The organism is Natronococcus sp. (assembly GCF_047921035.1).
In the GTDB taxonomy this organism is placed as follows: Archaea; Halobacteriota; Halobacteria; order Halobacteriales; family Natrialbaceae; genus Natronococcus.
Genome location: NZ_JBLRWX010000030.1, coordinates 1 through 24512, shown reverse-complemented (window position 1 = coordinate 24512; position 24512 = coordinate 1). Strand labels below are relative to the sequence as shown.

Sequence of the window (24512 nt, the reverse complement as noted above, 5' to 3'; positions counted from 1 at the left end):
TCCGACGGCTCGAGTCTCGCGTCCGCCTCGCGGCGCGTCCCGCGGGGCGGCGATGACCGACGGGATCGTCGCCGTCGTGAGCGGCACCACCGCCCCCGAGCGCGTGCTCTTCGAGGCCGCGCGCCGGGCGGACGACTCCGGCGCGACCGTCCACGTCCTCTACGTGCTCGGCCTCGAGTGGTACGCGAGCGCGGAGCTCTGGCTGGCCGAGCGCTTGCGGATACCCACCGGAACCGACACGATACGGACGGTTTGTGAGCACAAGGCCGATCGGCTCGCCGCGCCCGCACTCGAGCGCTACGAGGCGGCCGGGCGGATCGGCCACCCGATCGACGAGATCGTCGAGTACGCCGCGGGGGTCGGGGCCGACACCGTCGTCGTCGACAGCGACCTGCCGTCGGGAACCGGGGCCTGGCGCCGGGCTTCGGACCCGCTCGAGCGGTTCCGCGAGCGAGAGCTGTCGGTCGTTCCGGTGTACTGAGCCGAGATATCCGCTATCACACACCACTATAGTACGGTCTCGCGTACGAACCGGTATGAGCGAACCGGTCGTTCCGCCGGCGTCGAACCGGTTGCCGGTCGTCGGGCACGCGTTCGCGTTCGCCCGCGAGCCGTTCGTCGCACTGGAGCGATGGGCCCGACACGGAGCCGTCGTCCGCCTCGAGTTCCCGGGAGAGCGGTTGTACCTGGTGTCCGATCCCGAGATCGTCGCCGCGGTGTTTCGCGACGGCGAACGCAGGTTCACGATCGCCGAGCAGCAACGCCGGGCGTTCGCCGACGTCGAGGACCGCGCGGTCTCGACCGCCGCCGGCGACCGGTGGCGACGACTCCGCGGGGCGCTACGACCGGCGTTTGCCCGCGCCGCTGCATCGGTGCGCGGTTCGCCCACCTCGAGGTGCGCCTTGCACTGGCGGCGATGGTCGGGCGCGTCGACCTCGACGTTTCGGTTCCGGAGCCGCTGTCGTTCGTTCCGACGCTCTCGCTCCGGCCCGCGGTCGACCTCTCCGCGACCGTTCGGCACCGGTGACGGCGAAACCGGACGAGGGGATCGGCGGAACGTGTCGTCGGCGCTCGATCAGTTGAACCACTCGACGTACTCCTCGCAGGCTCCACACGTCGCGTGCGTGACCCACTCGTCGCCGTGATCGTGTTCGGCCGGTGCGACGCGGGAAAGCTGGAGGTTCGTGGATCCGCACTCGGGACACTGCGGGGGGATCGCTTCGTTCATTACGTCTCATGATTTCCTCTATGACATTAAAAATTGTCAATAGGTTCCCGTTTTCGATCCGTGCCCGCACCCGCGGAGCGTCGAGAAGTGTCCTACCTCCTCTGCGCGAGATGGGCCGTTCCCTACCCCCGCGGCCGGCCCCGATTCCCACGACGCAGGAACGACTGGTAGTACTATCCTCGCTCGAGCGGTACGTTCTCGTATGAGGTATCTCATCGCAACCGACGGCTCGGACGTCAGCGACGCCGCGGTCGAACGCGCCGCTCGCGAGGCGAGGGCGTGGGACGCCACCCTCGAGATCGTCCACGTGCTGACGCCCGAGACGGAACTCGTCGACGGAACGCTCGTGCTTCCCGGCGAGGACCGGGCCGTCGAGTACGGCGAGCGGACGCTCCGACGGGCGGCGGAACTTGCGGCCGAAGCCGCCGGCGAAACCGATCTCGAGATCACGACCGAACTGCTGGCCGGACGGCCCGCCGCGGCGATCACCGACTACGCCGACGAGGCCGAGGTCGACGGGATCTACGTCGGTCACCGCGGCCTCTCGGCGGAGCACGAACGGGTCGTCGGTAGCGTGGCCAAGGCGGTCGTCGACAAGTCGACCGTTCCCGTAACGATCGTCAAGTAGCCGAGGGTCGACGGGACGTCTCCGTCTCGAGCCGACCCGGAGACGGGCGGATCGTCCCTCGTCATCGATCTCGGTCGAACGTTGTCGATCGGGCAATTCCCTCCCGAACTACGGGCTCGAGAATATTACTAACTAGACGTATATGCGGCTCGAATTGTAAGAACCAAACAATTACGTCCAGGTATGGAACTATTACACTAGTAGAAGGATTTATTACTGAACGTACTGTATGCGAAGGTACGGTGGTGATGCTAACGAATCCCACACAACTCGACTGTCGATATGCCTGTGGCAACCGAGGTCCCGCCTCGACTCCGTGAGATCGGGTATCGGAGACACCTCGCTCGGTGCCTACTGTCATGTTTCCGCCGTTCGCGGCCCGGTTTTCGTCCGTTCACTCGAACTGATCGCTTTCCGTAGCGAGTGATCCTGTCCGAGGATGTGTTCCGTGCCGTCAGCGAACTGTCCTCTCTCGAGTCGCGGTTCCACACGTTATCCGGAACGAACTCCTTTACCGGCCCGAGCAGCACGCGCGACGGCCGTTCGAACTCGAGCAGTCGGCGAGAGGTCACGGCTCGAGACCCCCGCTCCCGCGAGTCGCCTGCAGTTGTCGATCTCGACAGTTGTGGGGAGAACCGGTAGACGACCACTACGATTCGGATAGCCTCGAGTGAACGGCCGAACCCGGTAATTACCCATATCGTCCGCGGGAGACGGTGACACGATGACAGGTCGTTCAGGGAAAGGTGCACCACCGACCGAGAACCCGTTCGCCGAGGGGTCTACGGAGGCACGGCTGTACGAACTGCTCGCCCGAATGGAAGGAGAACGAACCGCAGCCGAACTGGCGGCGCGAATCGATCGCGACCGAACCGCAGTCCGGGAGACGCTCGAGTCGTTCGCCGCCCTCGGCCTCGTTACGGAGCGGGCGGGCTCGCCAGCGACCTACGAGCGCAACGACGCACAGTTCCCCCGCGACGGAGCGGCGGCACTCGCCCGGGAGCGCTCGCTCGAGGCGCTCGAGGCTCGGATGGACACGCTGGTCGATCGGGTGTGGACCTACCAGCGCCGGTACGACGCCGAGACGCCGATCGGCGTCGACGTTTCGGCCGGCGACATCACGCCGGCGGAACTTGCCGACTGGGAGGCCGCCCGCGCGGAGCTGCGGTGTTGCGAGCGCGCGCGCCGGATCCGGCTGCGCGACGTCGTGTCTACGGTAGAGTCCGAAGAGGGGTTGTGACGGGATCCCGGTTCGAGAACGCCGTGCCGTCGGCGGCGCTCGCTCGAAGTCCCTGCTCGCGCTCACGTCGCGGACGCTTCCTCGACCGGGGGAAGGACGACCGAAAACGTCGCACCCTCGCCGGGTTCGGAGTCGACCTCGAGGGTCCCGTCGTGGCGCTCGGCGATGCGCTGACAGAGCGCCAGGCCGATCCCCGTCCCCTCGTGGTCTTCCTGGGTGTGGAGGCGATCGAACGCCTCGAAGATCCGCTCCTGGTCCTCGGAATCGATCCCGATCCCCTCGTCACGGACCCGAATCTCCCACCGGCTGCCGACCCGTTCGGCGGAGACGTGAACCCGCGGCGGCTCGTCGCCGCTGTACTCGAGGCTGTTCGAGAGGAGGTTCTGGAACAGCTGGCGCAGCTGGCTTCGATCGCCCGCGACGCGGGGGAGCTCCTCGACGGTGATCTCGGCGTCGGTCTCCTCGATCCGCACCCCCAGATCGGTCAGCGCGTCCTCGAGGACGGCGTCGAGCTCGACGGGCTCGAGCGGATCGCCCCGCGTCTCGACCCGGGAGTACGCCAGAAGGTCGTCGACCATCACCTGCAGCCGATCGGCGCCGTCGACCGCGAACGCGACGAACTCCTCGGCGTCCCCGTCGAGGTCGTCGCCGTAGCGCTCCTCGAGCAGCCGGAGGTAGCTCGAGATCATCCGCAGCGGCTCCTGGAGGTCGTGGGAGGCGGCGGAGGCGAACTGTTCCAGGCGCTCGTTGGAGGTCTCGAGTTCCCCGACGATCGCCTCGAGTTCCCGCTGTGTCTCCCGGAGCTCGTCGTTGCGCTCCTCGAGGCGGGTCTGGACGCGCTCGAGGGCGTCGTTTCGCCGTTCGATCTCCCGTTCCCGGGCGATCGCGCGGGACTCGTGGATCCCGATCCCGAGACCGGCGACCGAACCGATCGCCAGCGCGACGGCTCGCGTGCCGAACGTAAACTCGGTCGGGATTCCGGGATGGAGCGCCCGAAGGAGGAGAAACACGAACATGACGCCGACGCCGGCGAGGCTCCACGTCGCGACCCGTCGGTAGAGATCGGGCTCGATCTCGGACTCCGAGAGCCAGCGGCCGACGTACAGAAACAGTACGCCCGTCAGCCCGAGCAGCAGGAAGTCGATGAGGGCCTCGAGCGCAGAGCCGCCGCTTGCGACCTTGAGAAGCGACTGGCCGGCCGCGACCGCGATGATACCCAGCCCGAGAACGTGAACGTAGCGCGACCGACGGACCATCCCCTTCGAGTACCCCATGCGTTGCTATGAGGATTGCTGCGACTGGCCGTCGTAGTGGACGATCGTTCAATCGCGGTTCAGGCTCGAACAGTGCTGAATTCGGACAGATTCGCTTTCGGAACGTTCGATCGGAACCCGACGTTCGGTCGTTCGGCCGGCGGGAACGATAGCTCAGCGACCCGACCGAACCGATTCGCGTCCGGACAGCCGTCGAGAGACCGGCGTGGACTCCGACCGCGACCGTCGTGAACTCGGGCGGGTTTCCGGATCCGGTCGAAAGGCGAACCCGTTGTTCAGCCCCGGAGCATCCATTTAGTTAGCGATCGGACGCGTTCGTGATGAAAACGTTTTTACAGTTGACCGGCCAGTCATCAGAAGATGGAACTGCTCGTCTTGCCCATCCTCGCCGTGCTTATCCTGTTGCAGATTCCGATCTCGATTTTCGTCCACTTCGACGCGAAGCGCCGCGAGCTGAAAAACCCCGACACCTACGAGTTCGGCGTTCTCGTGCCGCTTTGCGGGCTGGTCGTTACCGTCGTCTACCTGTACAAACGGCGTCGACGGTCCGGGAAGATCGCGGGGTGAGGGCGGAGGGGCCGGTCGGACGACGATCGGTTTTTCGGCGGGGCGTGGCTCGAGGACGGGATTTCGATCCGATATAAAACGTTATGCGCTCGAGAACACTCTCTGTAGCATAGATGTACTGGCACGAGATCGAGGATCGACGGGGGGCGACGTGGACCTGAAGCGCCGCGAGTTCGGGACCATCGCCGCCGTCTCACTGTCGGCGATACTGGCCGGCTGTGCCGACGCCGAGGACGACGGGGGAGACGACTCCGAATCGGAGACCGAGGCGGTCGACGACGTCGGGGACGAGGAGAACGGCGACTCGGAGAGCGACGGGGCCGGGGACGACGGGAGTACCGATCCGGAGCCCGACGAGTCCGAGCCTGCCGAGCCCGAGAGCGACGACGGCGAGGACGACGCAGCCGAGCAGGACTCGAGCGAGGACGACGAGGAGACCGACACCACGGAGTCGGGGGAGGCCAACGAGTCGGACGCCGAAGACGGTGACGAGGAGGCGGTCTACGAGGACGAGTCGATCGACGGCGAGGTCGTGCTGTCGGCGGACGCCGAGCGCCACCTCGAGGTCGAGCGACACACCTTCACCTGGGACGACGAGCCGCCGAGCGAGCTGTGTCAGGTCCACGCGATGCTCGCGAACGCCAGCGGCGCGGAACTCACCGTCAGTATGACCGCCCGGGTGTTCGACGCGGACGGGAACGAACGCTCCTCGACCACGAAGGCCGCGACCGAGGGACCGGCACCGGGCGCCGACGACGCCGTCTACTCCTTCGAGCTGAACAACTGCCCGGAGATCGCGGCGTACGAACTCGAGATCACGGACGTGGAGGCGACGGGGGACCCGGACGGGATCGACGACGACCCGGAGCGACACCTGTTGCGCGTGCTCGTCCAGGACGGGTTCGGCGACCCTATCGAGAACGCGACCGTCAGGGTCGAGGAACGCGGTCTGGGCGGCTGGGGCGAGACTCGAGACGTCGACGAGCACGGCCAGGCCGAGTTCGAGTTCCAGACCGGCGACTACCGGATAACGGTCGCGGCGGAGGGGTATCCGACCCTCGAGGACTCGCTCGAACTCACCGGTAGCGTGGAGTACTCGGCGACGCTTCGGGCCGACGGCTGATACGGATTGCTGTAACGATTTACCGGCGCAACCGCCGTACGGGTCGCGGTTGCGCCGGTAATGACTTACAGGAAACCGTATGAGTTTCGACCGGGAGTCGCAGGGTTCGGCGCTCTCCGAGTCGGCCGTGGCACCGCGTTCCCGACGGAGACTCGTCGGTGGGCTCGAGCGGTTCGTTCAGTATTGCCGGACAGTTGCGCGGTCGGGACGCTCGAGCAGGGCTTTTCTCGTCTCGGCAGGTACTATGTCACATGACAACACCGCTCGAACGGCTCCGGCGGCGGTACGAAACGACCGACAAGAAGTGTCCGGCGTGTGGCTACGTGGATACTGGACGAAACTGGGAGAGCCGAACCGACGGGAAGCGGGTCGTGTACCGACACGTCTGTCCCAGTTGCGATGCGAGCCGCGAGCACACCTTTCGGCTCACCTGAGGGGGGTTCTCGGGTCGGCCCCGGACGCGATGCCGGACAGCGAGCCACTACGCGGCGAATCCGGGTTTCAGCCGAGAGGGGAGCCAAACCTTTCAAATAGTCGTGACACATGTTTCGGTCCGAATGAATAGTGAGCCAAAGGATCACTCCGGTTTCGCGATACACTCCGCGTTCGCCGACCTCGCCGATGGATTCTTTCAAACGTTGGTCGTGAACGCCTCGGAGGGGCTGTTGACGATCGATACGGACAGCAGGATCGTCTTCGCGAACGCGGCGATCGAGGACATTCTCGGATACTCGCCGAACGAACTGGTCGGAAGTTCCAAACTCGAGATCGTTCCCGAGCGCTTGCGCCCGGTACACGAACGCCAGTTCGCGAGGTATCTCGAGACCGGCGAGAAACACATCGACTGGGACGGCGTCCAACTCCCCGCATTACACAAAGACGGCCGCGAGGTTCCCGTCACGATCAGCTTTCGACGACACGAGTTCGACGGGGAACCGCTGTTCACCGGCGTGTTTCGGGATATCTCCGACCTGAAAGCGAAGGAGCGACAGCTCGAGCGACAGAACGAACGGCTGGAGAAGTTCGCCGAGATTCTCTCACACGACGTCCGAAACCCGCTGAACATCGCCCAGGCGTACGCCGAGTCGCTCGCCGACGACGTCGAGCGCCAGGAGTTAGAAAACGTCTCCGAGGCGCTCGACCGGATGGAGGAGATCGTCGACGACATGCTGACGCTCGTCGAAGCGGGTCGGTCGCTCGAGACGCTCGAGTGCGTCTCGCTCCACCGGCTTGCGACGGAGGCCTGGCGGTGGGTGGAGACGGTCGACGCCGAGCTAGCCGTCGAGAACGAAGAACGGACGATCCGGGCGGACCGCAGCCAGGTCACGTCGCTGTTCGAGAACCTGTTCACCAACGCGGTCGTCCACGGCGGCTCCGACGTTACCGTCCGGGTCGGGTTTCTCGAGGAGTCGAACGGGTTCTACGTCGAGGATACCGGAGACGGAATTGCCGAACAACACCGAGAGGACGTCTTCGAACACGGGTACACGACGCGTACCGAGGGAACGGGACTGGGGCTCTCTATCGTACAAGCGATCGCCGAGACACACGGCTGGACGGTCGCGATGACCGAAAGCGACGGCGGAGGCGCCCGGTTCGAATTTCACCTCTGATACAGTCTCCTGTACGTCACTCTCTCCGAATACCGAAATCGTGCCACTATCTACTGTTACAGCGGACCGTATGATTCCGAGCCGATTGCCGGCGAGCGTTTCGACCACACCTGCCGGCGACGATCCGTCCGAAACCGGAATTAACACCTCCGGTGTTCTACAATTATTACTATCAGGAACATCTAAGTGACGACCCGTGGAACCTCGAGTATGGATTCCGTCGGGATCGTCGACATCGGTAGCACGAACTTCCGTTACGCCGCAGCGACGCCGACGGGCGACTTTCTGACCGACGTTACGACCGAACCGACGCGACCCCACGAACTCGTCGCGCAACTCGGAGGGGCGATCGAACGGTTACGGGACGCGGCGACAGTCGACGCGGTCGCGATCGCCGTACCGGGACTGGTCGATTCCGGATGCGTTCGACGGTTCGACACTGCGGACGGCGACGTCATCGATCGCATCGAGGTCGCGACGCCGCTCCGGGAGCGGTACGGGCTTCCGGTGGTCCTCGAGAACGACTGCACCGCGTCCGCGCTCGGCGAGTGGTACTTCGGCGCGCGCGAGGATCAGGAGTGTCTGCTCCAGCTCACCGTCGGGACGGGGATCGGCGGCGGGGTCGTCGAGCGCGGGCAGGCGCTTCGCGGCGAGGACGGCGGCGCGGGCGAGTTCGGACTCATCCCGGTCGCTCCCGACAGTATTCTCGAGAGCACCGGCGTCACCGGCGCGTGGGAGGCGTTCTGTTCCGGTCGCGGCATCCCGTCGTACGTTCGCCACCGGTTCCGCGCCGACGGGATGTGGGAGGAAAACGCCGCGAGCGAGTTTCGCGAGACGCTCGCGGCCGGCGACGAGTTCGACGCGCCGGCCGTGTTCGAGGCGGCCGCCGCGGGCGACCCGTTCGTGCAGGGCTGTCTGGATCGGGTCAGCCGGTACAACGCCGTCGGGATCGCCGCGCTCTGTAACGCGTACAATCCGGGCCTCGTCACGCTCGGCGGCGGCGTCGCACGCAACAACACCGACTGGTTCCTCGAGGGCGTCGATCGGTACCTCGAGGAGTACCTGTTCGTCGACCGTCCGGCGATCCGAGAGAGCCCGCTGGGCGATGATCTCGGACTGTACGGTGCGCTGGGAGTCGCCCTCGATCGAGGGGAGACGGAACTGAACCGGTAGCGTTCCGTCGCACGTTCCGTCTCAGTGAATCGCCTCGGGGTCAAGCCCTGAGGCTTCCCGTTTCCACGACGCGCTTTGCAGACACACGCTGAAGGTCAGGTGTGTTCGTAGGGAGCGCAGTCTCCACGGGCGTATCTTCGGGCCATCCCAGCCCTAGTTCAGAAAAGCCGCGTTGTAGGATGTTCATCGCCGCGTTCGCGTCCCTGTCCGTCTCGAATCCGCACGACGGACAGGAGTGTTCCCGTACCCAGATGGGCTTTGCTGTCTCCACACCACACGACGCACATTCTTTGGTGGTGCCTCGCGCTTCGACCTGCACGACGTGACAACCGTACAGGTCGGCCTTGTAATGAAGGAGGGTGATGAACTGTCGCCACGCCGCGTCCTGCTTGTTGCGAGCGTTATGCGACTGTTCCAACATTCCCTTCACGTCCAAATCCTCAACAAACACCGCGTCGTACTCACGGACAAGCCACGTCGTAATCTTGTGCTGATAGTCCAGCACCTTCCGCCGGATGTGACGCTTGACCTTCGCCACTTCCCGACGCTGTTTCTCGTAGTTGTTCGACCCTTTCTGCTTCCGTGAGAGGTTGCGTTGCTCGCGGCGGAGTCGGTCGTACTCGTCTTCGAGGTCGAGCCAATCCACCGTCTTGCCGTCGCTGGTGTGGACGTAGTTGAGGATTCCGAGGTCGATACCCACGCTGTTGCTTGAATCTAACTCGTCCAGCGCGGGTTTCTCGGGTAAGTCAGCTTCGTCGGTTTCGAGGCCGAAAGAGACAAACCAGTCACCGGTCGTCTCTTTTTTGACCGTGACTTCTTTGATGTCCGCTTCGTCAGGGATTTCGCGGTGGTAGCGGATTTTGATGTCTCCGATTTTGGAGAGCCAGAGGGTCGCGTGTCGGCCACTCGTGTTTTTGAGTTCGAAGCCGGACTGAGAGTACGTCATACTCTGGAACTCCCTTGGTGACTTCCACTTGAGCTTCCCCACCTTGTTCCCGTTTTGTTTCTGCTCGGAGAGGCCGTCGAGGTTCTGGTAGAACCGTGTGACGGTTCGTTGTAGAGCCTTCGAGTTGACTTCCGAGAAGACAGGGAACTCGTCTTTCCACGCGGGGAGTCGGTAGTGGTGTTTGTACGCGGAACCGATATTGTCGGCGTCCACGTTCTCGTACTCGTACAGGGTGTAGTTGTACGCTTGGCGATGAATGTCGATGTGTCGTTCCAGTTCAGCCGCTACCTGTTGTGTCGGGTATGCAGGGTAGCGGTGACTGTACTCCATTGCTGTCTCTTGATTAGGGATATGTTCACTTAATGATTTGTATCCCTGCCTATCGGATTCAACCCCGGAGTCAAGCCCCGGGGCATTCTCCTATACCGCTTGTAAAACCACTCGGCGTACTCGTTGCAGTCGATGCACTCGACGCGGGTGGCCCAGTCCTCGCTGCGTTCGTGGTCGTCCGGTGAGACCTGCGCCACCCTCACGTTCAACGATCGACACTCCGGACACTGGGACGGAATCGACTGACTCATTCCGATACCGCATTCGACATGTATCATGGTAATTGTTATCTATTAACTATGACACGCGCCGGCTGAGAGTAACTCGGATACCGACAGTAACATCCCCGCCTCGGAACGTCGGTTCCCGTTTCCGGTATCACCCACGTTGAGGGACAGTCAGCGCACAGACGAGTAGGGCTTATAATAACAGGTACCGAAGTCCGTATCGGTGGTCAACCGTGCCCCACGCCCCACTCCACGAGGCGAACGAGGAGCTCGAGTGTCCCGACTGTCGGCGGACGATCCCCGTGCGATCGAGGGTGTGTCCGTACTGTGAGATCTCGTTGCACTGACCCTCTTTTGCGCTCCCGCTCGCGGTTCGTGACCGATCGCGAGCGGTGCGGTCGGCGTAGGCACCGCGATAGCGCGGGGAGGTGCCGCCCAATAGCGCCTTACCGTTTCCGGTCGGAGGTAGCAGAAGGTTACCGGCTCGCTACAGTGGGTGTAACGACCGACATCTCACCGTTATCTCTCGCGAGAGTGAGTTATATATCTGAACGAACAACACAAAATACACCGGGTTCGTTCTAATCTCTATCTAATTCGCCCCAATACACCGTTACTTCGACAGAAAGCACTAAGTTTCCCTGTTCACTCGTCGGGTGTATGGCACGCGACGCTGCGACCCCGAACGGAGACGCCCCGAACGATGCTGCCGCCCTCCCCAACCGCGTTACGGTCGTCGGACACGGCGCTCCCGCGAGTTTCGAGATCACCGTCGACGGGACGATCGAGGCCACGGACGGCGACGGGACGGCCGTCGTCTCGGACCACGCCGTCGAAGGCGCGATCGAAGCCGGCGTCACCCGGTTCCGATTCTCCGGCGGGATGGCCAACGCACACGTTCTCGATCGAACCGGATCGGAGCGCTCGCCGACGATCCACGTCGAGTACGGAGCCCAGTAATTCACGATGGCTGTTCGTGACGACGTCAGAGAGCCCGGAGCGACCCGCATCGAACGCGAGTACGGTTCCGACACCCCGCCGACCGTCGCCATCCTCGAGGCGATCGCCGACCTCGAGGAGACCGATCCGACGGCGCTCGGCGACGAGTACGGACTCGTCCTCTACGACCACCTCGACCCGCAGGCGCTCGACGCGCTGTTCGCGGGCGCGTCCGGAGCCAGCGTGGCGGTGACGATCGAGGCCGACGCGACCTACGGAGTACGACTCACACCCGAGCGCGTCACGGTCGCGCGCGACGGGTAGCCTGCGGCCGGACGGTTCCGGCCCCGACGTAGCGGCGGTGGTCTCGAGACCGCTCTCCGATCCCGATGGGAGGAGGACGGTCACTCGAGACGAACTCACATCCGAACGATCACGAGGAATCGGCCGACGAACCGGTCGCTCGCCGCTCGGCGTTCGACACTGTCGCCTTCGTCAATCGAACACCTCTCCAACTGGATAACTGTCCACTCGGCCCGCAGATTGTTACCTTTATTACGATCGCTGTCGCAGCCCCGTGTCGATGAACACGTCCACTACTCACTCGCTGCGGCGAGTTCGAGTCGAACTCTTCGTCCGGACGAACCCCCCGACGGAGGCCGTCGAGCGGCTCGCCGACCTCGCGGCTCGAGTGCGCCGACTCGAGGACCGGACCACCGTTGCGGAGGTGGCGGTCGAAACGTGGACGACGGTGCGACCCGCACTAGAGGCGCTCAGCGACTCCGAGCCGGCGGTGTCTCCGGTAGTCGACGCGTTCGAGGAGTGGGCCGACCGCGCGGGCTACTCGCTTTCCCCGTCGTTCGCCCGGTGTGAAACCGAGTCGCTGCTCTCCCGGGGCTCGCGTGCGGAGCTCCGCGTTCCGCTCGCGTCGCTGGCCGTCTACGAGGACGAGACGCTTCGCTGGGTCGCTCCCTGCTCGGACGGCGAGCGCAGCTACTCCGTCGAAGACTGTCTCGCGGCCCTCGAGGAGGGAGGCATCGAACCGTCCTCGGAACGGACGCTGCGGTATCGCGACCCCGACGCGCTCGAGGAGCGCTCGCGTCAGTAGCGTCGACGGTCGACCCCCAAAGATATACGACTCGTTCGCAACGTGTGACACTATGGTCAAATCGACGGTCCGGTTCCCCGAGGAGGTCCTCGAGATCGTCCAGCAGCACATCGACGAGGGGGCGTTCGCGAACAAATCGGAGTTCCAGCGCTTCGCCGTGGAGTACCTGCTGACCCGGCTCGAGGACGACTACGAGCCGCTCCTGGAGGAGTTCGACGAGATCGAGAGCGAGGCGCTCGGCCCGGCCGCCCCCGAGGCGACCGAGTACATCGACGACGCCGACTCGTCGGACTTCCTGCGAACCGCGGGTCGCGTCCGACAGTGTGCGGTCCGGGGCGACCTCGAGACCGCCCGGGAACTGATCGATACGCGGTATCCGCCCTCGAGTCCGAAAGCGATGCTGCTGGACCTGGTCGTCGAGGGAGCGACGCCGGGCGGCTCCCGCGGCGAGTAGGACGTCGCTGTGACCGGCGGGTCGGACTCGGTGGTGGCACACGTTGTTCCGGAACTGTTCGGGTCGTGGTCGAGGCTCGAGCGATCGCTCCGTTGGAGTGACGCCGATCGCCCGTTCTCGAGCGACTCGCTCCCTGCGCGAGCAGGAGGGACGCCGATAGTGACACTCGATAGAAACATTCTAAGTGACAGGAATTGAACAGCCTGTATGCCACAGACCGTCGTCGTCAACGGGGAGGAGGTTCTGGTGGGGGAGAACACGACGATCGCGGTGCTGAGAAAAGCTGCGGGGGTCTCCGACGGGACGGTCGCCTTCTACCAGACCGACGAGGACATCGTGCGTCTCCTCCAGGACGACGACGTCATCACAGAGCACGTCCCGGAGGGCGCGACCATCGAGTTCCACCCGGGACAGATCGGCCTCAGGTCGGAGGATCCCACGGACGGCGAGCGGAAGTGATCGTCGGCGCGGCTGCGCTGTGGTTCGGGATTGTCTTGCTCGCACCAACGCAGGTGCCTCGCGTTCCTGCTGTCGAGCGACGCGCTTTCCTCCTCGGCTGTCCCGCATTCGGGGCGATCGTGACCGCAACGGGTGCGATAGCTATCAGGTCAGACGTCGACGGGACGGTTGCCGACCCCGATATCGTCGTACTCGAGCACCCCGATAACGGAGGAAGCAACGACTGGGGCACTACAACTACACCCGCTCGCATCCAACCACCACTCGCACCATGACGAACACATTCGCCAGGAGCGCCACGACGCGGAGACGCCCGAAGACGTACAGGCCGTCCTCAGGGAGGCCGTCGCATGAGTAGCGAACGCACCGTGACGATCGTTCCCGAGGCGGGGCTGCACGCCCGTCCGGCCGCCAAGTTCGTCCAGGCGGTCAACGAGCACGAGTCGGACGTTCGGATCGGCCGTGCCGACGATGAGGAACTCATCGCCGCGGGCAGCATGATCGCGGTCACGAGCCTCGGCGCCGAGACCGGCGAGGACGTCCGGCTCGTCGCGGACGGTCCCGACGAGGAAGCCACCCTGGACGCCCTCGAGCGCGTGCTAACTACCCCCGAAGACGAACTCGCCGACGGCGATGGGTGATCCGATGCCCGAACGAACGCTCACCGGAACCGGTGCGACGCCTCGCTCCGGCGCGGGAACGGTCGTGTGGTACAGTTCCGACGCCGAACTCACCGATCCCGCCGACGTAACGGTGGACCCGGAGACGGAACGCGAACGGTTCGCGGACGCCCGCGAGAGTGCCCGATCTGAACTGGAAGCCGAGCGCGACCGGACGGCCGAGCGCGTCGGCGAGGGGGAAGCCGAAATCTTCGACGCCCACCTGCAGTTCCTCGCGGATCCACAGATCGAGGACGGCGTCGAGGAGGCGATCGGCGACGGGGTGCCCGCCGAGCACGCCGTTCGCCGAGCGTTCGCCGACCCGATCGAGCAGTTCGAGGAGATGGACGGCCGGATGGCCGAGCGCGCCGACGACCTTCGGGACGTCCGGGACCGCCTGGTCCGGCTGCTCGCCGGGAGCGAGCGGGTCGACCTCGAGACTCTTCCCGAAGGTGCGGTCGTGCTCGCCGAGCGCCTGACGCCGAGCGACACGGCCCGGCTCGATCCCGACCGCGTCGGCGGCTTTGCCACCGTCACCGGTGGACGAACGTCCCACGCGGCGATCTTCGCCCGGTCGCTGGCGCTCCCGGCCGTGGTCGGCGTCGGCGAGGAACTCACCGACGTCGCGGCGGGCGCAACGGTCGTCGTCGACGGCGAGGCGGGCGAACTCGTCGTCGATCCGAGCGACGAACGCCTCGAGGCGGCGCGGGCGACTCGCGGGACCGAGGTCCGCGAGGGGTCGGTGACGACCGCCGACGGGACGCCGATCGAGGTCGCGGCGAACGTCGGTCGGCCCGCCGAGCTCGAGGGCGCCAGAGACCAGGGTGCCGACGGCGTCGGCCTCTACCGGACGGAGTTCCTGTTTCTCGACCGCGACGCGCCGCCCGACGAGGACGAGCAGTACGAGACGTACCTCGAGGCGCTCGAGACGTTCCCGGACGGCCGCGTGGTCGTCCGGACGCTGGACGTCGGCGGGGACAAGCCGATTCCGTACCTCGACCTGCCCGACGAGGAGAACCCCTTCCTCGGCGAGCGAGGCATCCGTCGGTCGCTCGGTCCAGACGCCGATCTTTTCGAGACGCAGCTCCGGGCGCTGCTCCGGGCGGCCGCGGACGGGGACGGCCGACTGTCGGTCATGTTCCCGCTCGTCGCAACGCCCGAGGAACTCGCCGAGGCCCTCGAGACGGTGACTGCGGTTGCGGACGCCCTCGACGAGGAGGGCGTCGACCACGCCGTCCCCGAACTCGGCGTCATGATCGAAACGCCTGGCGCGGTGTTCGCGGCGCCGGAGCTCGCCGAGCAGGTGGCGTTCCTCAGCATCGGGACGAACGACCTCGCGCAGTACGTTATGGCCGCGGCGCGCGAAAACGAACGCGTCGCGGCGCTCCGGGATCCGCGCCAGCCCGCCGTGTTGCGCGCCATCGCTCGCACCGTCGACGCGGCCCACGAGAACGACGCCTGGGTCGGGATGTGCGGGGAGATGGCCGGCGACCCCGAGCTGACCGAACTCCTCGTCGGGCTCGGACTCGACGAACTCAGCATGAGCGCGGTCACCGTCCCGGAGGTGAAAGCCGCCGTCCAGTCGGTCGACGCCGACGAGGCGGCCGAGCGCGCATCGCGGGCGCTCGAGGCGCCGACTCGAGAACAGGTTATCGAACTGATCCGAACCGGTGCCGACCGATGAAACTCGTCGACCGCCGCTCCTCGAGCGGTCGCGGTTGGAAGCGAGGCTCTCGTGACTGAGACGGACTGCTGTACCGATGTCCCGGCGCAACCATCCCCCGGGCCGCGATTGCGCCGAAACTGACGTACAGGAAACCGTATGAGAGGGGCGAGAGCGAGCAGGCGTCGAGTTTCGCGGCGATACGGCTACCCCCTCGCGGTTGTATTTGTGGCCTCGCTACTGTCCAGCACGCGTTTCGTGTGCGTCGTATTGCTGGAGTTAGGTGTGAGCGGTGGCATCGACGTACCGAACGCAGACGACGGCGGCGAGAACCGTGGCGAGAAGTGCTGCGAGCAGGCCGGCCGCGATCGCCCATCCGGCCGTATCCGCAGCGACTCCGACTACCGTCGTCCCCGCTGCGCCGATCAACAGATACGTCGTTCGGAACAGTCCGAATCCCGTCCCGCGGTTCGTATCGCCCAGTTCGTCGAGAATACGGGACTGAATCACCGTCGTGGCACTCGTCGCCACTCCGGCGAGGACGACGGCCGGAACCGCAAGGGCCTGCGTCCCGCCGGTAGCGAGGGCGCCGTAGCCGAGTACGCCGGCGATCATTTGCATCCCGATCGTCGCGTCGCGACCGATCCGATCGGAGAGGTGCCCGCCGAGCGGTTGACCGATCGCGGAGACCGCGAAGAACACGGCGAAAAGCAGGTTCGCGCGTCCGAGCGACAGCTCGAAGTGCTCGACGAGCAACACGGGGAGAAACGACATCGCCGCCAGGCCGACGAACTCGACGAGCGCCATCATGAACGTCGTGTTCCGGACGTGCGACCGCGCCAGTAGCTCGAGGAGCGTTCTCGAGTCGAACAGCTCGCGGAGCGACGCGTTCGGGCGATTCGGCACGGTCGACGATCCCCTCCGGAGGAAGACTGCGACGACGACGACCGAGAGGGCGGCTCCCAGTCCGATCGCCGGTCGCCACCCGTACCGGACGGCGACGGCTGCGGTGACGACGGGCGCGATCACGCCGGCGAGCTGTCCGCCGATTCGATGCGTCCCGATCACGCCGCCGATGCCGTCGAACGTCCGGGTCAGCAGCGCCGTCGCCGGATTGTAGTACGTTCCGGCACCGACACCTAACGCAACCGTCGCCGCTCCGAAGAGGAGAACGCTCGGTGAAGCCGCCACCCCGAGCGTCGCACCGACCGTGATCACCAGCGAAGCGAGGATCAGCCGTCGTTCGCCGAACCTGTCGGCGAAGACGCCACTCGGCAGCTGTGCGAGGGCGTATCCGACCCACATCCCGGTCAGCGCGAGACCGATCGTCCCTCGAGAGACGGCAAACGACTCGAGCAAAAGCGGCACGACGGGGCTGATGCTGACCTGTGCGAACCGAACCGCGAAGTACGATCCAATACACATCGACAGCACGGTGTACCGTTCGCTCCAGAACTCGGCGAGCCGCGTTTCGGGACGGGTTCCGGAGACGTCCATCGGATCTACTCTGACCAGTTCGAGGGCGGTACTTGTACTATCCGCTTTGCTAACTCGGCTCCGCTCGAAACCAGTACCGATACCGTCGGCGTTTGCGGACGGTCTCGGTCACTCGGCGGTCCAACCTACAGCGTTTTCGAGACCCGGAATCCGGTCGTCGACCCCGTCGATACCGCCGCCCAGGCCGTCTTAGCGGCGTTCTATAGCCGGTCCCGGACTCGTCCCTCCCATAGCACCAAGAGCGGGACCGGCGACCGCTCGGTGAGGCGGTCGATCCGGGTGTAGGCTCAATAAAAAAGTTGGATTTGGTGAAATAAATTATATCTGTCTATTACACTAGTGCACCAAGTACACATACATAGAAATACAACTATGATGCAACACTGATCAATTAAAACAGTAATTATTTACCGACTGTGCAGAAAATAGGTTCCGAGAGAAGGTGTACAGCGGTATACAGAACCGAATCCGACGCGTTCGGCCCGCGTTCCGATCGACTCTCTCGTTCGAAAGCCGCTTTGCCGTCGTCGCGATTCTCCCAGAGCCGCTGTACGGCCAGCCGACAGCCTCCGACGGATCGTTTCGACCACCAGCCGACGCAGAGCCGACCTCGTTCACGCAATGATCACGCCACAACAACACTCATCGACAGCATCCCAAGAAGCACGGATCGGCCTCGGGCTGATTCCGAACGACGAACGAGTCTCCCTCCGGACCGTCTCCCGGGCACGCGACAGCAACTACCCGGTGTTCGTTCTCGATACGGGCCTCGAGGACGACGCCGTTTCTCGCCTGGAGGCGCTGGGTGCCACCGTTCTCGAGTCGCCCGCCGCCGACGAGGATCGCCGGACGAAGCTGGTTTCGGCCGCCGAAACCGACGGCTGTGACGGACTCATCGTCGGGGGCAACGGCGACCGGATCGACCTCGACGCGAGCCGCCGCCGGAGCCTCGACTCGGCGTCGTTCAGCATCGAGGGAACCACCACGGAGCCACCGGCCGGACCCGACCGGCTGATCGGAATCCCGGCGTACAACGAGGCGAACAGTATCGAGGAGATCGTCGATCGGGCAGCCGAGTTCGCGGCCGAGGTCGTCGTCGTCGACGACGGGAGCGCCGACGAGACCGTCGACGTCGTCGGCGAAACCGACGCGACGCTGCTCGAGCACGATCACAACCAGGGCAAGGGGATGGCGTTACGGACGCTGTTCGAGTACGCTCGGACGACCGAGTACGACTCGCTCGTGATCCTCGACGGCGACGGCCAGCACCTCCCGGAGGAGATCCCGGCGGTCGTCGAACCCGTCGAGGACGGCGACGCCGACATGGTCATCGGCAGCCGATACCTCGACGCCGGCGAGGACGAAACGCCGGCGTACCGCCGCGTCGGCCAGCAGGTGCTCGACTACCTGACCTTCGGCTCGAGCGGGACGAAGCTCTCGGACACCCAGAGCGGGTTTCGGGCGTTCTCCCGGGACGCACTCGAGACGCTCTCGATCGAGACCAGCGGGATGGGCGTCGAAAGCGAACTCATCATGGACGCCCAGGATTCCGGGCTCGCGATCACCGAGCGCCCGATCGACGTTCGGTACGAGGACGTCGACGGACAGACGCTGAACCCGGTTTATCACGGCCTCAGCGTCGCGCTGTTTCTCGCCAGATCGATGCCCGAGCGCCGACCGGCGCTGTTCTACGGTGGGCTCGGCGCGGCGGTGCTGGGCGTCGCGGCGGTTGCCCATTGGGTCGTCCGGGCGGCGTCCTCGCGAAACTAGTGCGTCCGTTTCTCGGTTCAGTCGTGCCCGTCGAGCGAGTAGCCTCGAGTTCCGGACGGGGACTGTTCGGAGTCCCTTCGTGATCGGTGGGCGCTTCGATCCGCGAGATCTTCGATCCCGCTCGATGGCGGACGCGGTGTCTCTAACGACTCACCTCGAGGCCCTGCGTCACGTCGCCTGCTGGAGCGACAACAGCGCTTAGAAGGCCGTCCAATCGACGACAGCGACGTCGTCCATCCGTTCGAAGTGATCGACGTTCGCGGTGAGCACCGGTAGCTGTTCGGTCCTCGCGGTTGCACCGATGTACACGTCGTGGAGATCGTGCAGCGGCTCACCCCGCCGTTGCAGTGTCGCGATGAGATCGGCTGCGGCAGCCGCGACCGCTCGATCGACGTCGACGACCTCGAATCGGGCGAGTAGCCGATCGAGCTTGTCGAAGGCGTTCTGTCGTGCCGCGTCGTCCTCGTAGCGTTTGTTGACACCGAGGCGGAGTTCGGTGACCGTTATCGAACTGATCGCATGGCGGCCCTCGTCGTCGAGTTTGGCCACGCGGTCGTCGACTCCGCCCCGATCGATATCGACGAGGACCGACGTCTCACAGAGTTTCATCGTCGAGTCGTGACAACGTCCCGTCGCTCAGTCGTTCGACGTCGACTTTTACGTCGGCCTGGATCTCGCGGTCGAGCACGCCTTCGCCCGTAACGTCGGCGAGACGGCGCCGCTCCTCGAGGTGGTCCCTGATAACGTCGCTGAAGCTTCGATCACCCTTCTCACGCTTGAGTTCACGGTACACATCGTCGGAGATGGCGATGTTCTTGCTCATGCGTATTGTATGTGTACTCATACGCAAAAGCGCTCCGTGGCCCACCGCAACGGTGCCCCAGTTCGATACGTCTCCAGGCGGTTCAGTGGATCTCGAGAACTTCGAGGTCGAACTCGAGGGTCTCGCCCGCCAGCTCGTGGTTGAAATCGATGCGGACGATCTCCGGATCGATGTGCGTAACCTCGCCGATGCTGCCGTCTTTGGTCTCGATCCGGGTCCCCATCTCGAGGGAGCGCCCCTCCGACTCGAGCATCTGGTCGAACTCGACGGTGTTGTGCTCGATGACGCGGTCGTCGCGTCGCTCGCCGTAGGCTTTCTCCGGGGGAACCGTGATGGTCTTTCGTTCGCCTTCGTCCATCCCGACGAGCGCGTCGGTGACCCCCTCGATGAGTTCGCTATCGCCGACCTCGAAGGTCAGCGGTTCGAACTCGCGGTCGGGGAGGTGATCGGTCAGTCCCGTCTCCTCGGCGACCTGTTCGTCCGTCGTATCGAACACGGTGCCGTCGGCGAATCGAGCCGTGTACTCGATCGTGACCGAGTCGCCGGTTTCGATCGGCATGGGTAGTCGTTGGTGGTGCGAGAGATAAAGGGCAGGTCTCGATCCTCTCGGGAGACGGTGCCGGTCGTGTTTCGGTGGCTACCAGTGGGTACGAGTTGGCTAACTGAGTTAGTCGCACCCATCAGAAATCCAATTCGATCGAATCACGTCCGATCGGTGTTGATCGTTCGAACGATCGGCCGCTCTTATTGCCCCGTTCAGTCGTGTCTTCACCGCATCATGACAGACCGAATCCTCACACGTCGGCGGGCGATATCGCTCGCGGGCGCGGGTACAGTAGCTGGACTGGCGGGCTGTGGAAACCTCGGGGAGGAGGGTGCCGGCGAGACCGACGAGGGCGAGGCGGCTCCCGACGAGAACGGCGAGTCCGACGAAGACGACGGGACGAACGGGGACGATGCGCTCGAGGAGAGCGAGGACGACGGCGGTGACGGCGGGGGCGAGGGCGGTGACGACGACGCCGAAATTCGGGAGGTCGAGGGGTACGGACGCGGTGCCGGTACCGAGGACGGCGGCGACGAAGAGGGCGGCGAGGACGATACGTAGCTGGCGGTCCGATTCTCGTCGGCGGTCGGAGTCCAGGTAGCATCGAGATGTGCCCGCTGCCGACCCGGTCGGCCGTCCGGTGAGACGTTGTCAACGGGAACCGAATCGGGAGTCTCGAGACCAACCTCCGGTCGCGATCAACGAGATTTCCGAACGGACGTATCGGGACGTGTCTCGCGAGGGGCCGCGGGTGCGCGAGGGACTGGGCCCGGCGGCCGCGGTCCATCCTCGAGCCATCACGTCGTGTCCGGCCGACGCGGAGAACCAGTCGCGGTCGGATTGGCAGTCCACAGCGCGCACCCCCCTGTCACGGCTGGAGTCGTCTTACCGGAGCCGCCCGGCTCTAACGGCGACGGTGCATAGGGCTTTGTAGCGTAGTGTCGAACCTGCTAGCTCAGGTATCCACCGTGATCGACCACAGCTGGGTCACGCGCCCGGTACCCCGTGTCCGGAGCGCATTCCGGGTCGCCTTCAGCGAAGATCACCCACCGCAGTGGATCGCAGGTAGCTTCGCCCTCGGGATCTTCGTCACGGCGCTTCCGACCCTCGGCGCCGGGCTGCCGGTGCTTGCGTGGGCCAGCCATCGGTTCGTCTGGGCCAACAAGGGCGCGTTCGTCGCTGCCGTTGCGACCCTAAACCCGCTGGTGAAAGGTGGCGTCTACGCAGTGAGCATGCTCATCGGGATCCAACTGCTCGGCCCGGTTCCGGGTCCCACCCACGTCGACATCGGGCTCGATGCCGGCACCGACGTGCTCGTGCGGCTGCTCGTCGGGAACGTCGTCCTTGCGCTCGGGTTGACGGTCGTCGGCTACGCCGTCGCCTACCGGACCGCACACGCCGTTCGTCGGAGTCGATCGTGACACAGCAGTCCCTCTGAATCGAGCGCCGAGTCCGTCAGCGGAGCGCTACCGACTGCGTCGGTGCCGCCTCGAGGACTCGCTCTGGGGCCTGCTCGCTCGCTGCGAGCGGCCGTCCGCGTCGTCGATTCTCACAACGTTTGACGGGAGGGGTAGGCCTTAGTGTGTCTCTCGAGACGGTACGACCGGGCGACCCGGTGCCGGCGGGCAGAAGCGGTCGTTTGGCAACGTGTCATAGATCCCGTTACCGACTGTTCGTTTCGCCGTCGGTTCTGGGGTTGCCTTCTATTGGACGATCGCCGCGTGTTGCCGGTCGAGGTCGGACGCCGGTTCGGTATCGAGAACGCGCCAGCGACGACCGTCTCGATCCGTTCGGCAGTGGCATCGTGGTACCGACGTTCGAACGCCGAACGGAGATCGGATGGGGCCGTCGAGAGACGTACAAGCGAGCGCGTCGACACGATGGGGACTCGAGTGCGATCGGCGAGGGAACGGATCGCCACGTCGGCAGCGTCGTCCGGGTTCGTCGCGGGGCCGACCGCGACGGGTCGGGGGTCACTCGAACCACTCGGCGTACTCGTCACAGCGCGCGCACGTGGCGTGGACGACCCACTCCTGGCCGCGGTCGTGGTCGGTCGGCGAGACGCGATCGAGGTTCAGTTCCGTCGCACCACAGTCGGGACACTGGGCAGGGATCGCCTCGTTCATCCACCATCGTTCCTCGGAGACTCTTGTAACAGTACGGCATGATTTCGAACGGTGAGAACGACCAAGTGGGGACCTCGAGCGCTCGAGTTCGGGCGATGGCGCCGTTTCGACGGTGTGGTGTGGGGACTCTCGTTCGGCGAGAACGTGTCTCGGGCGGTTCTCGAGCGCGGCGTCGCTACCAGGTCAGGCCTTCGTAGGTGAGCCCGTCGCGTCGCTGGATGATTCTGCGTCCGTCGACGACGACGGGGTCGGCCATCGCGTCGAACTCCTCGTCGAGGGCCGCGAACTCGTCCCAGTCGGTGACGACGACGGCGCCGTCGGCGCCCTCGAGGGCGTCGGCTGCCGAGTCGGCGTACTCGATGTTGGGGAACCGCTCGCGCATGTTGTCGGCGGCGACGGGATCGTAGGCGACGACCTCGGCGCCGCGCTGCTGGAGTTTTTCGATGGTCGGGATCGCTCTCGAGTTCCGGATGTCGTCGGTCTGTGGTTTGAACGCGAGGCCGAGAACGGCGATGCGGGCGTCGGCGGGGTCGACGTGGTCCTCGAGGAGCTCGAGCAGGCGGTCGGGCTGGCGATCGTTGATCTCGACGGTCGCCTCGAGGAGCGCGGGGTCGTACCCCGTTTCACGCGCGGCCGCGATGATCGCATTGACGTCCTTCGGGAAACAGGAGCCCCCCCAGCCGACGCCGCTGCGGAGGAACTGCTCGGAGATGCGGTCGTCGAGGCCGACGGCGTCCATCACCTCGTAGGCGTCGAGACCGAACTCCTTGCAGATATTCCCAAGATCATTGACGAGGCTAATTTTGGATGCGAGGAAGGCGTTGTTGGCGTACTTGATCATCGAGGCCGTCGCGGGGTCCGTTTCGACGATATCGGCGTCGTGCTGGTCTAACAGCGGGGCGAACACCTCGTGGAGTTTGTCGGTCGCCCACTCGGAGTTGGTTCCGTAGACGACCTTGTCCGGATGCATGAAGTCCTCGACGGCGGTCCCCTCGCGGAGGAACTCGGGGTTCATCCCGACCTCGACGTTGGGGTTGTCGTTCGCGCCTCGCTTGACGGCGGGCTCGAGGGTTTGTTCGATGCTCGTCGGCGTGACGGTGCTCTTGATGACGACGAGGTGGCGTTCGGCCTTGTCGGCGAGCGCTTCGCCCGTGGCTTCGGCGGCCGCTTCTAATGCTGTGAGATCGATGCTGCCGTCCTCGTTCGAGGGCGTGCCGATCGCGAGGAAGGTGACGTCCGACTCAGGGACCGCATCGTAGGACGTGGTGGCCTCGAGTCGGTTTCCGACGTGTTGCTCGAGGAGGTCCTCGAGGCCGGGTTCGTCGATCGGGGCCTTGCCTTCGTTGAGCGTGTTGACGATGTCCTCGTCGATGTCGATCGCGGTGACCTCGTGACCGAGGTCGGCGAAGCAGGCCGCGACGGTGGTTCCGACGTAGCCGCTGCCGATAACGGAGATGTGCATTATGTTGCTTGCTCGCGCGAATCTGTAAGAGCGTTCTGGTACTGGGTTGCTCGCAGGGGTCGTCTCGAGTGCGCTCGAAGAGGAGTGGTCTCGAGGGAGTAGCGTCTCGAGTGCGGGATCGACGACTCGTCGGTCCGCGAACACCTCGAAAGCCCCCTTTCAGTCCCACCCGCGGTGGGTTGGCGATCGGGGCATCTCGAGGGCAGCGGGCGTCCTCGAGGAACACCCGATTGACGATCCGGTTGGCACTGGAGGGGGAGTGAAGTACCGCGGGGACAAGCCCCGCGGCTTCGCCGTTTTGACCGCACGTCCCAAAACGGGCCGTGCCGTCGCAGGCGAATTTAATTCCCCTCGGCCTTCCCGGAACGGGTCGGCTGGAATTAACACCCGAACGCCCGGTGCGTCCGTGAGGGTCGGCGGCTCCACCCCGCCCGACAACACCCGTCTCACCTGCCGTAGCAGGGTTTTGAGAGGTGTCGCATTCCTTCGCAACTGCCGGCAGTTGCTTCGGATTAAGGTCTTTAATCCACGTCGCAACTGTACTCCTCATTACGGTGGTATGCGCCATATAGCTTACGCGATTCACCACGCGGTAGCGGGGAGGCCCCGGCCTCAACGAGAGAGCGAAGCAAACGAGTAGGCCGGGGAGGAAGCGCGTT

The 24512-nt window shown here is 65.0% G+C and carries 28 protein-coding genes and 1 pseudogene; 20 read left to right on the top strand and 9 right to left on the bottom strand.

The window, feature by feature from the left end:
- Positions 1-52: 52 nt before the first annotated feature.
- From ACNA7R_RS08370 to ACNA7R_RS08360, 3 genes and pseudogenes are all read left to right on the top strand, one after another.
- Positions 53-481, top strand: a complete 429-nt coding sequence (locus ACNA7R_RS08370) for a universal stress protein (protein WP_416283109.1) — start codon at positions 53-55, stop codon at positions 479-481.
- A gap of 55 nt (positions 482-536) precedes the next feature.
- Positions 537-797, top strand: a pseudogene (locus ACNA7R_RS08365) (hypothetical protein); the annotation flags it as partial.
- A 20-nt stretch (positions 798-817) separates the two neighbouring features.
- On the top strand, positions 818-1027 hold the full coding sequence (locus ACNA7R_RS08360; RefSeq protein WP_416283123.1) for a hypothetical protein: 210 nt from the start codon (positions 818-820) through the stop codon (positions 1025-1027).
- 48 nt (positions 1028-1075) lie between these two features.
- Here ACNA7R_RS08360 and ACNA7R_RS08355 read toward each other — a convergent pair whose 3' ends face one another.
- Entirely contained in the window at positions 1076-1228 is a 153-nt protein-coding gene (locus ACNA7R_RS08355) for a hypothetical protein (protein WP_416283108.1), read from the bottom strand.
- Between the two features lie 202 nt (positions 1229-1430).
- On the opposite strand from ACNA7R_RS08355, the gene ACNA7R_RS08350 reads away from it, so the two are divergent.
- Complete coding sequence (locus ACNA7R_RS08350; protein ID WP_416283107.1) at positions 1431-1856, top strand: universal stress protein; 426 nt, start codon at positions 1431-1433, stop codon at positions 1854-1856.
- A gap of 724 nt (positions 1857-2580) precedes the next feature.
- Entirely contained in the window at positions 2581-3096 is a 516-nt protein-coding gene (locus tag ACNA7R_RS08345; protein WP_416283106.1) for a helix-turn-helix domain-containing protein, read from the top strand.
- A 62-nt stretch (positions 3097-3158) separates the two neighbouring features.
- On the opposite strand, the gene ACNA7R_RS08340 is transcribed toward ACNA7R_RS08345, so the two are convergent.
- Positions 3159-4352 (bottom strand): sensor histidine kinase, encoded by a 1194-nt coding sequence (locus ACNA7R_RS08340; protein WP_416283121.1) that lies wholly within the window; start codon positions 4350-4352, stop codon positions 3159-3161.
- A gap of 378 nt (positions 4353-4730) precedes the next feature.
- On the opposite strand from ACNA7R_RS08340, the gene ACNA7R_RS08335 reads away from it, so the two are divergent.
- From ACNA7R_RS08335 to ACNA7R_RS08315, 5 genes are all read left to right on the top strand, one after another.
- Entirely contained in the window at positions 4731-4937 is a 207-nt protein-coding gene (locus ACNA7R_RS08335) for a hypothetical protein (protein ID WP_416283105.1), read from the top strand.
- Between the two features lie 151 nt (positions 4938-5088).
- Complete coding sequence (locus ACNA7R_RS08330) at positions 5089-6060, top strand: carboxypeptidase regulatory-like domain-containing protein (protein ID WP_416283104.1); 972 nt, start codon at positions 5089-5091, stop codon at positions 6058-6060.
- 251 nt (positions 6061-6311) lie between these two features.
- A complete protein-coding gene (locus ACNA7R_RS08325) occupies positions 6312-6494 on the top strand; it encodes an HVO_0649 family zinc finger protein (RefSeq protein ID WP_416283103.1) in 183 nt (60 codons plus the stop codon).
- A 123-nt stretch (positions 6495-6617) separates the two neighbouring features.
- Positions 6618-7673, top strand: coding sequence for a two-component system sensor histidine kinase NtrB (locus tag ACNA7R_RS08320; protein WP_416283102.1), 1056 nt, complete (start codon positions 6618-6620; stop codon positions 7671-7673).
- 210 nt (positions 7674-7883) lie between these two features.
- The gene (locus ACNA7R_RS08315) at positions 7884-8846 is read left to right on the top strand and encodes an ROK family protein (protein ID WP_416283101.1); all 963 of its coding nucleotides are present in this window, start codon (positions 7884-7886) and stop codon (positions 8844-8846) included.
- 40 nt (positions 8847-8886) lie between these two features.
- Here the strand turns inward: ACNA7R_RS08315 and ACNA7R_RS08310 are convergent, their stop codons facing one another.
- The gene (locus ACNA7R_RS08310; RefSeq protein ID WP_416283100.1) at positions 8887-10122 is read right to left on the bottom strand and encodes an RNA-guided endonuclease InsQ/TnpB family protein; all 1236 of its coding nucleotides are present in this window, start codon (positions 10120-10122) and stop codon (positions 8887-8889) included.
- Positions 10123-11009: 887 nt separating this feature from the next.
- Between ACNA7R_RS08310 and ACNA7R_RS08305 the strand changes: the two genes are divergently transcribed.
- The 7 genes from ACNA7R_RS08305 to ptsP all read left to right on the top strand — a co-directional run bounded on the left by ACNA7R_RS08305 (position 11010) and on the right by ptsP (position 15652).
- Positions 11010-11309: a hypothetical protein gene (locus tag ACNA7R_RS08305; protein ID WP_416283099.1), complete on the top strand. Its 300-nt coding sequence runs from the start codon at positions 11010-11012 to the stop codon at positions 11307-11309.
- Positions 11310-11315: 6 nt separating this feature from the next.
- On the top strand, positions 11316-11612 hold the full coding sequence (locus ACNA7R_RS08300; RefSeq protein WP_416283098.1) for a HalOD1 output domain-containing protein: 297 nt from the start codon (positions 11316-11318) through the stop codon (positions 11610-11612).
- A gap of 259 nt (positions 11613-11871) precedes the next feature.
- Positions 11872-12396, top strand: coding sequence for an HTH domain-containing protein (locus ACNA7R_RS08295; RefSeq protein WP_416283097.1), 525 nt, complete (start codon positions 11872-11874; stop codon positions 12394-12396).
- A gap of 52 nt (positions 12397-12448) precedes the next feature.
- Positions 12449-12850 (top strand): ribbon-helix-helix domain-containing protein, encoded by a 402-nt coding sequence (locus ACNA7R_RS08290; protein WP_416283096.1) that lies wholly within the window; start codon positions 12449-12451, stop codon positions 12848-12850.
- A gap of 207 nt (positions 12851-13057) precedes the next feature.
- Complete coding sequence (locus ACNA7R_RS08285; RefSeq protein ID WP_416283095.1) at positions 13058-13309, top strand: hypothetical protein; 252 nt, start codon at positions 13058-13060, stop codon at positions 13307-13309.
- 350 nt (positions 13310-13659) lie between these two features.
- Positions 13660-13950 carry an HPr family phosphocarrier protein gene (locus tag ACNA7R_RS08280; protein ID WP_416283094.1) on the top strand — a complete coding sequence of 97 codons (291 nt, stop codon included), beginning with the start codon at positions 13660-13662 and terminating at the stop codon, positions 13948-13950.
- 4 nt (positions 13951-13954) lie between these two features.
- Positions 13955-15652, top strand: coding sequence for a phosphoenolpyruvate--protein phosphotransferase (gene ptsP, locus ACNA7R_RS08275; protein ID WP_416283093.1), 1698 nt, complete (start codon positions 13955-13957; stop codon positions 15650-15652).
- A 258-nt stretch (positions 15653-15910) separates the two neighbouring features.
- Here the strand turns inward: ptsP and ACNA7R_RS08270 are convergent, their stop codons facing one another.
- Positions 15911-17128 carry an MFS transporter gene (locus tag ACNA7R_RS08270; RefSeq protein ID WP_416283092.1) on the bottom strand — a complete coding sequence of 406 codons (1218 nt, stop codon included), beginning with the start codon at positions 17126-17128 and terminating at the stop codon, positions 15911-15913.
- Positions 17129-17749: 621 nt separating this feature from the next.
- Here ACNA7R_RS08270 and ACNA7R_RS08265 point away from each other — a divergent pair.
- Positions 17750-18898, top strand: coding sequence for a glycosyltransferase family 2 protein (locus tag ACNA7R_RS08265; protein ID WP_416283091.1), 1149 nt, complete (start codon positions 17750-17752; stop codon positions 18896-18898).
- Positions 18899-19096: 198 nt separating this feature from the next.
- On the opposite strand, the gene ACNA7R_RS08260 is transcribed toward ACNA7R_RS08265, so the two are convergent.
- The 3 genes from ACNA7R_RS08260 to ACNA7R_RS08250 all read right to left on the bottom strand — a co-directional run bounded on the left by ACNA7R_RS08260 (position 19097) and on the right by ACNA7R_RS08250 (position 20280).
- Positions 19097-19507: a type II toxin-antitoxin system VapC family toxin gene (locus ACNA7R_RS08260; RefSeq protein WP_416283090.1), complete on the bottom strand. Its 411-nt coding sequence runs from the start codon at positions 19505-19507 to the stop codon at positions 19097-19099.
- Complete coding sequence (locus ACNA7R_RS08255) at positions 19494-19721, bottom strand: antitoxin VapB family protein (protein ID WP_416283089.1); 228 nt, start codon at positions 19719-19721, stop codon at positions 19494-19496. The genes ACNA7R_RS08260 and ACNA7R_RS08255 overlap by 14 nt, the downstream gene beginning before the upstream one ends.
- Positions 19722-19803: 82 nt before the next feature.
- Positions 19804-20280, bottom strand: coding sequence for an FKBP-type peptidyl-prolyl cis-trans isomerase (locus ACNA7R_RS08250; RefSeq protein ID WP_416283088.1), 477 nt, complete (start codon positions 20278-20280; stop codon positions 19804-19806).
- A gap of 219 nt (positions 20281-20499) precedes the next feature.
- On the opposite strand from ACNA7R_RS08250, the gene ACNA7R_RS08245 reads away from it, so the two are divergent.
- Entirely contained in the window at positions 20500-20826 is a 327-nt protein-coding gene (locus ACNA7R_RS08245; protein WP_416283087.1) for a hypothetical protein, read from the top strand.
- 407 nt (positions 20827-21233) lie between these two features.
- On the top strand, positions 21234-21686 hold the full coding sequence (locus ACNA7R_RS08240; protein WP_416283086.1) for a DUF2062 domain-containing protein: 453 nt from the start codon (positions 21234-21236) through the stop codon (positions 21684-21686).
- Positions 21687-22238: 552 nt separating this feature from the next.
- Here ACNA7R_RS08240 and ACNA7R_RS08235 read toward each other — a convergent pair.
- Positions 22239-22391, bottom strand: coding sequence for a hypothetical protein (locus ACNA7R_RS08235; RefSeq protein ID WP_416283085.1), 153 nt, complete (start codon positions 22389-22391; stop codon positions 22239-22241).
- A 175-nt stretch (positions 22392-22566) separates the two neighbouring features.
- Positions 22567-23853, bottom strand: a complete 1287-nt coding sequence (gene aglM / locus ACNA7R_RS08230; protein WP_416283084.1) for a UDP-glucose 6-dehydrogenase AglM — start codon at positions 23851-23853, stop codon at positions 22567-22569.
- Positions 23854-24512 lie beyond the last annotated feature (659 nt).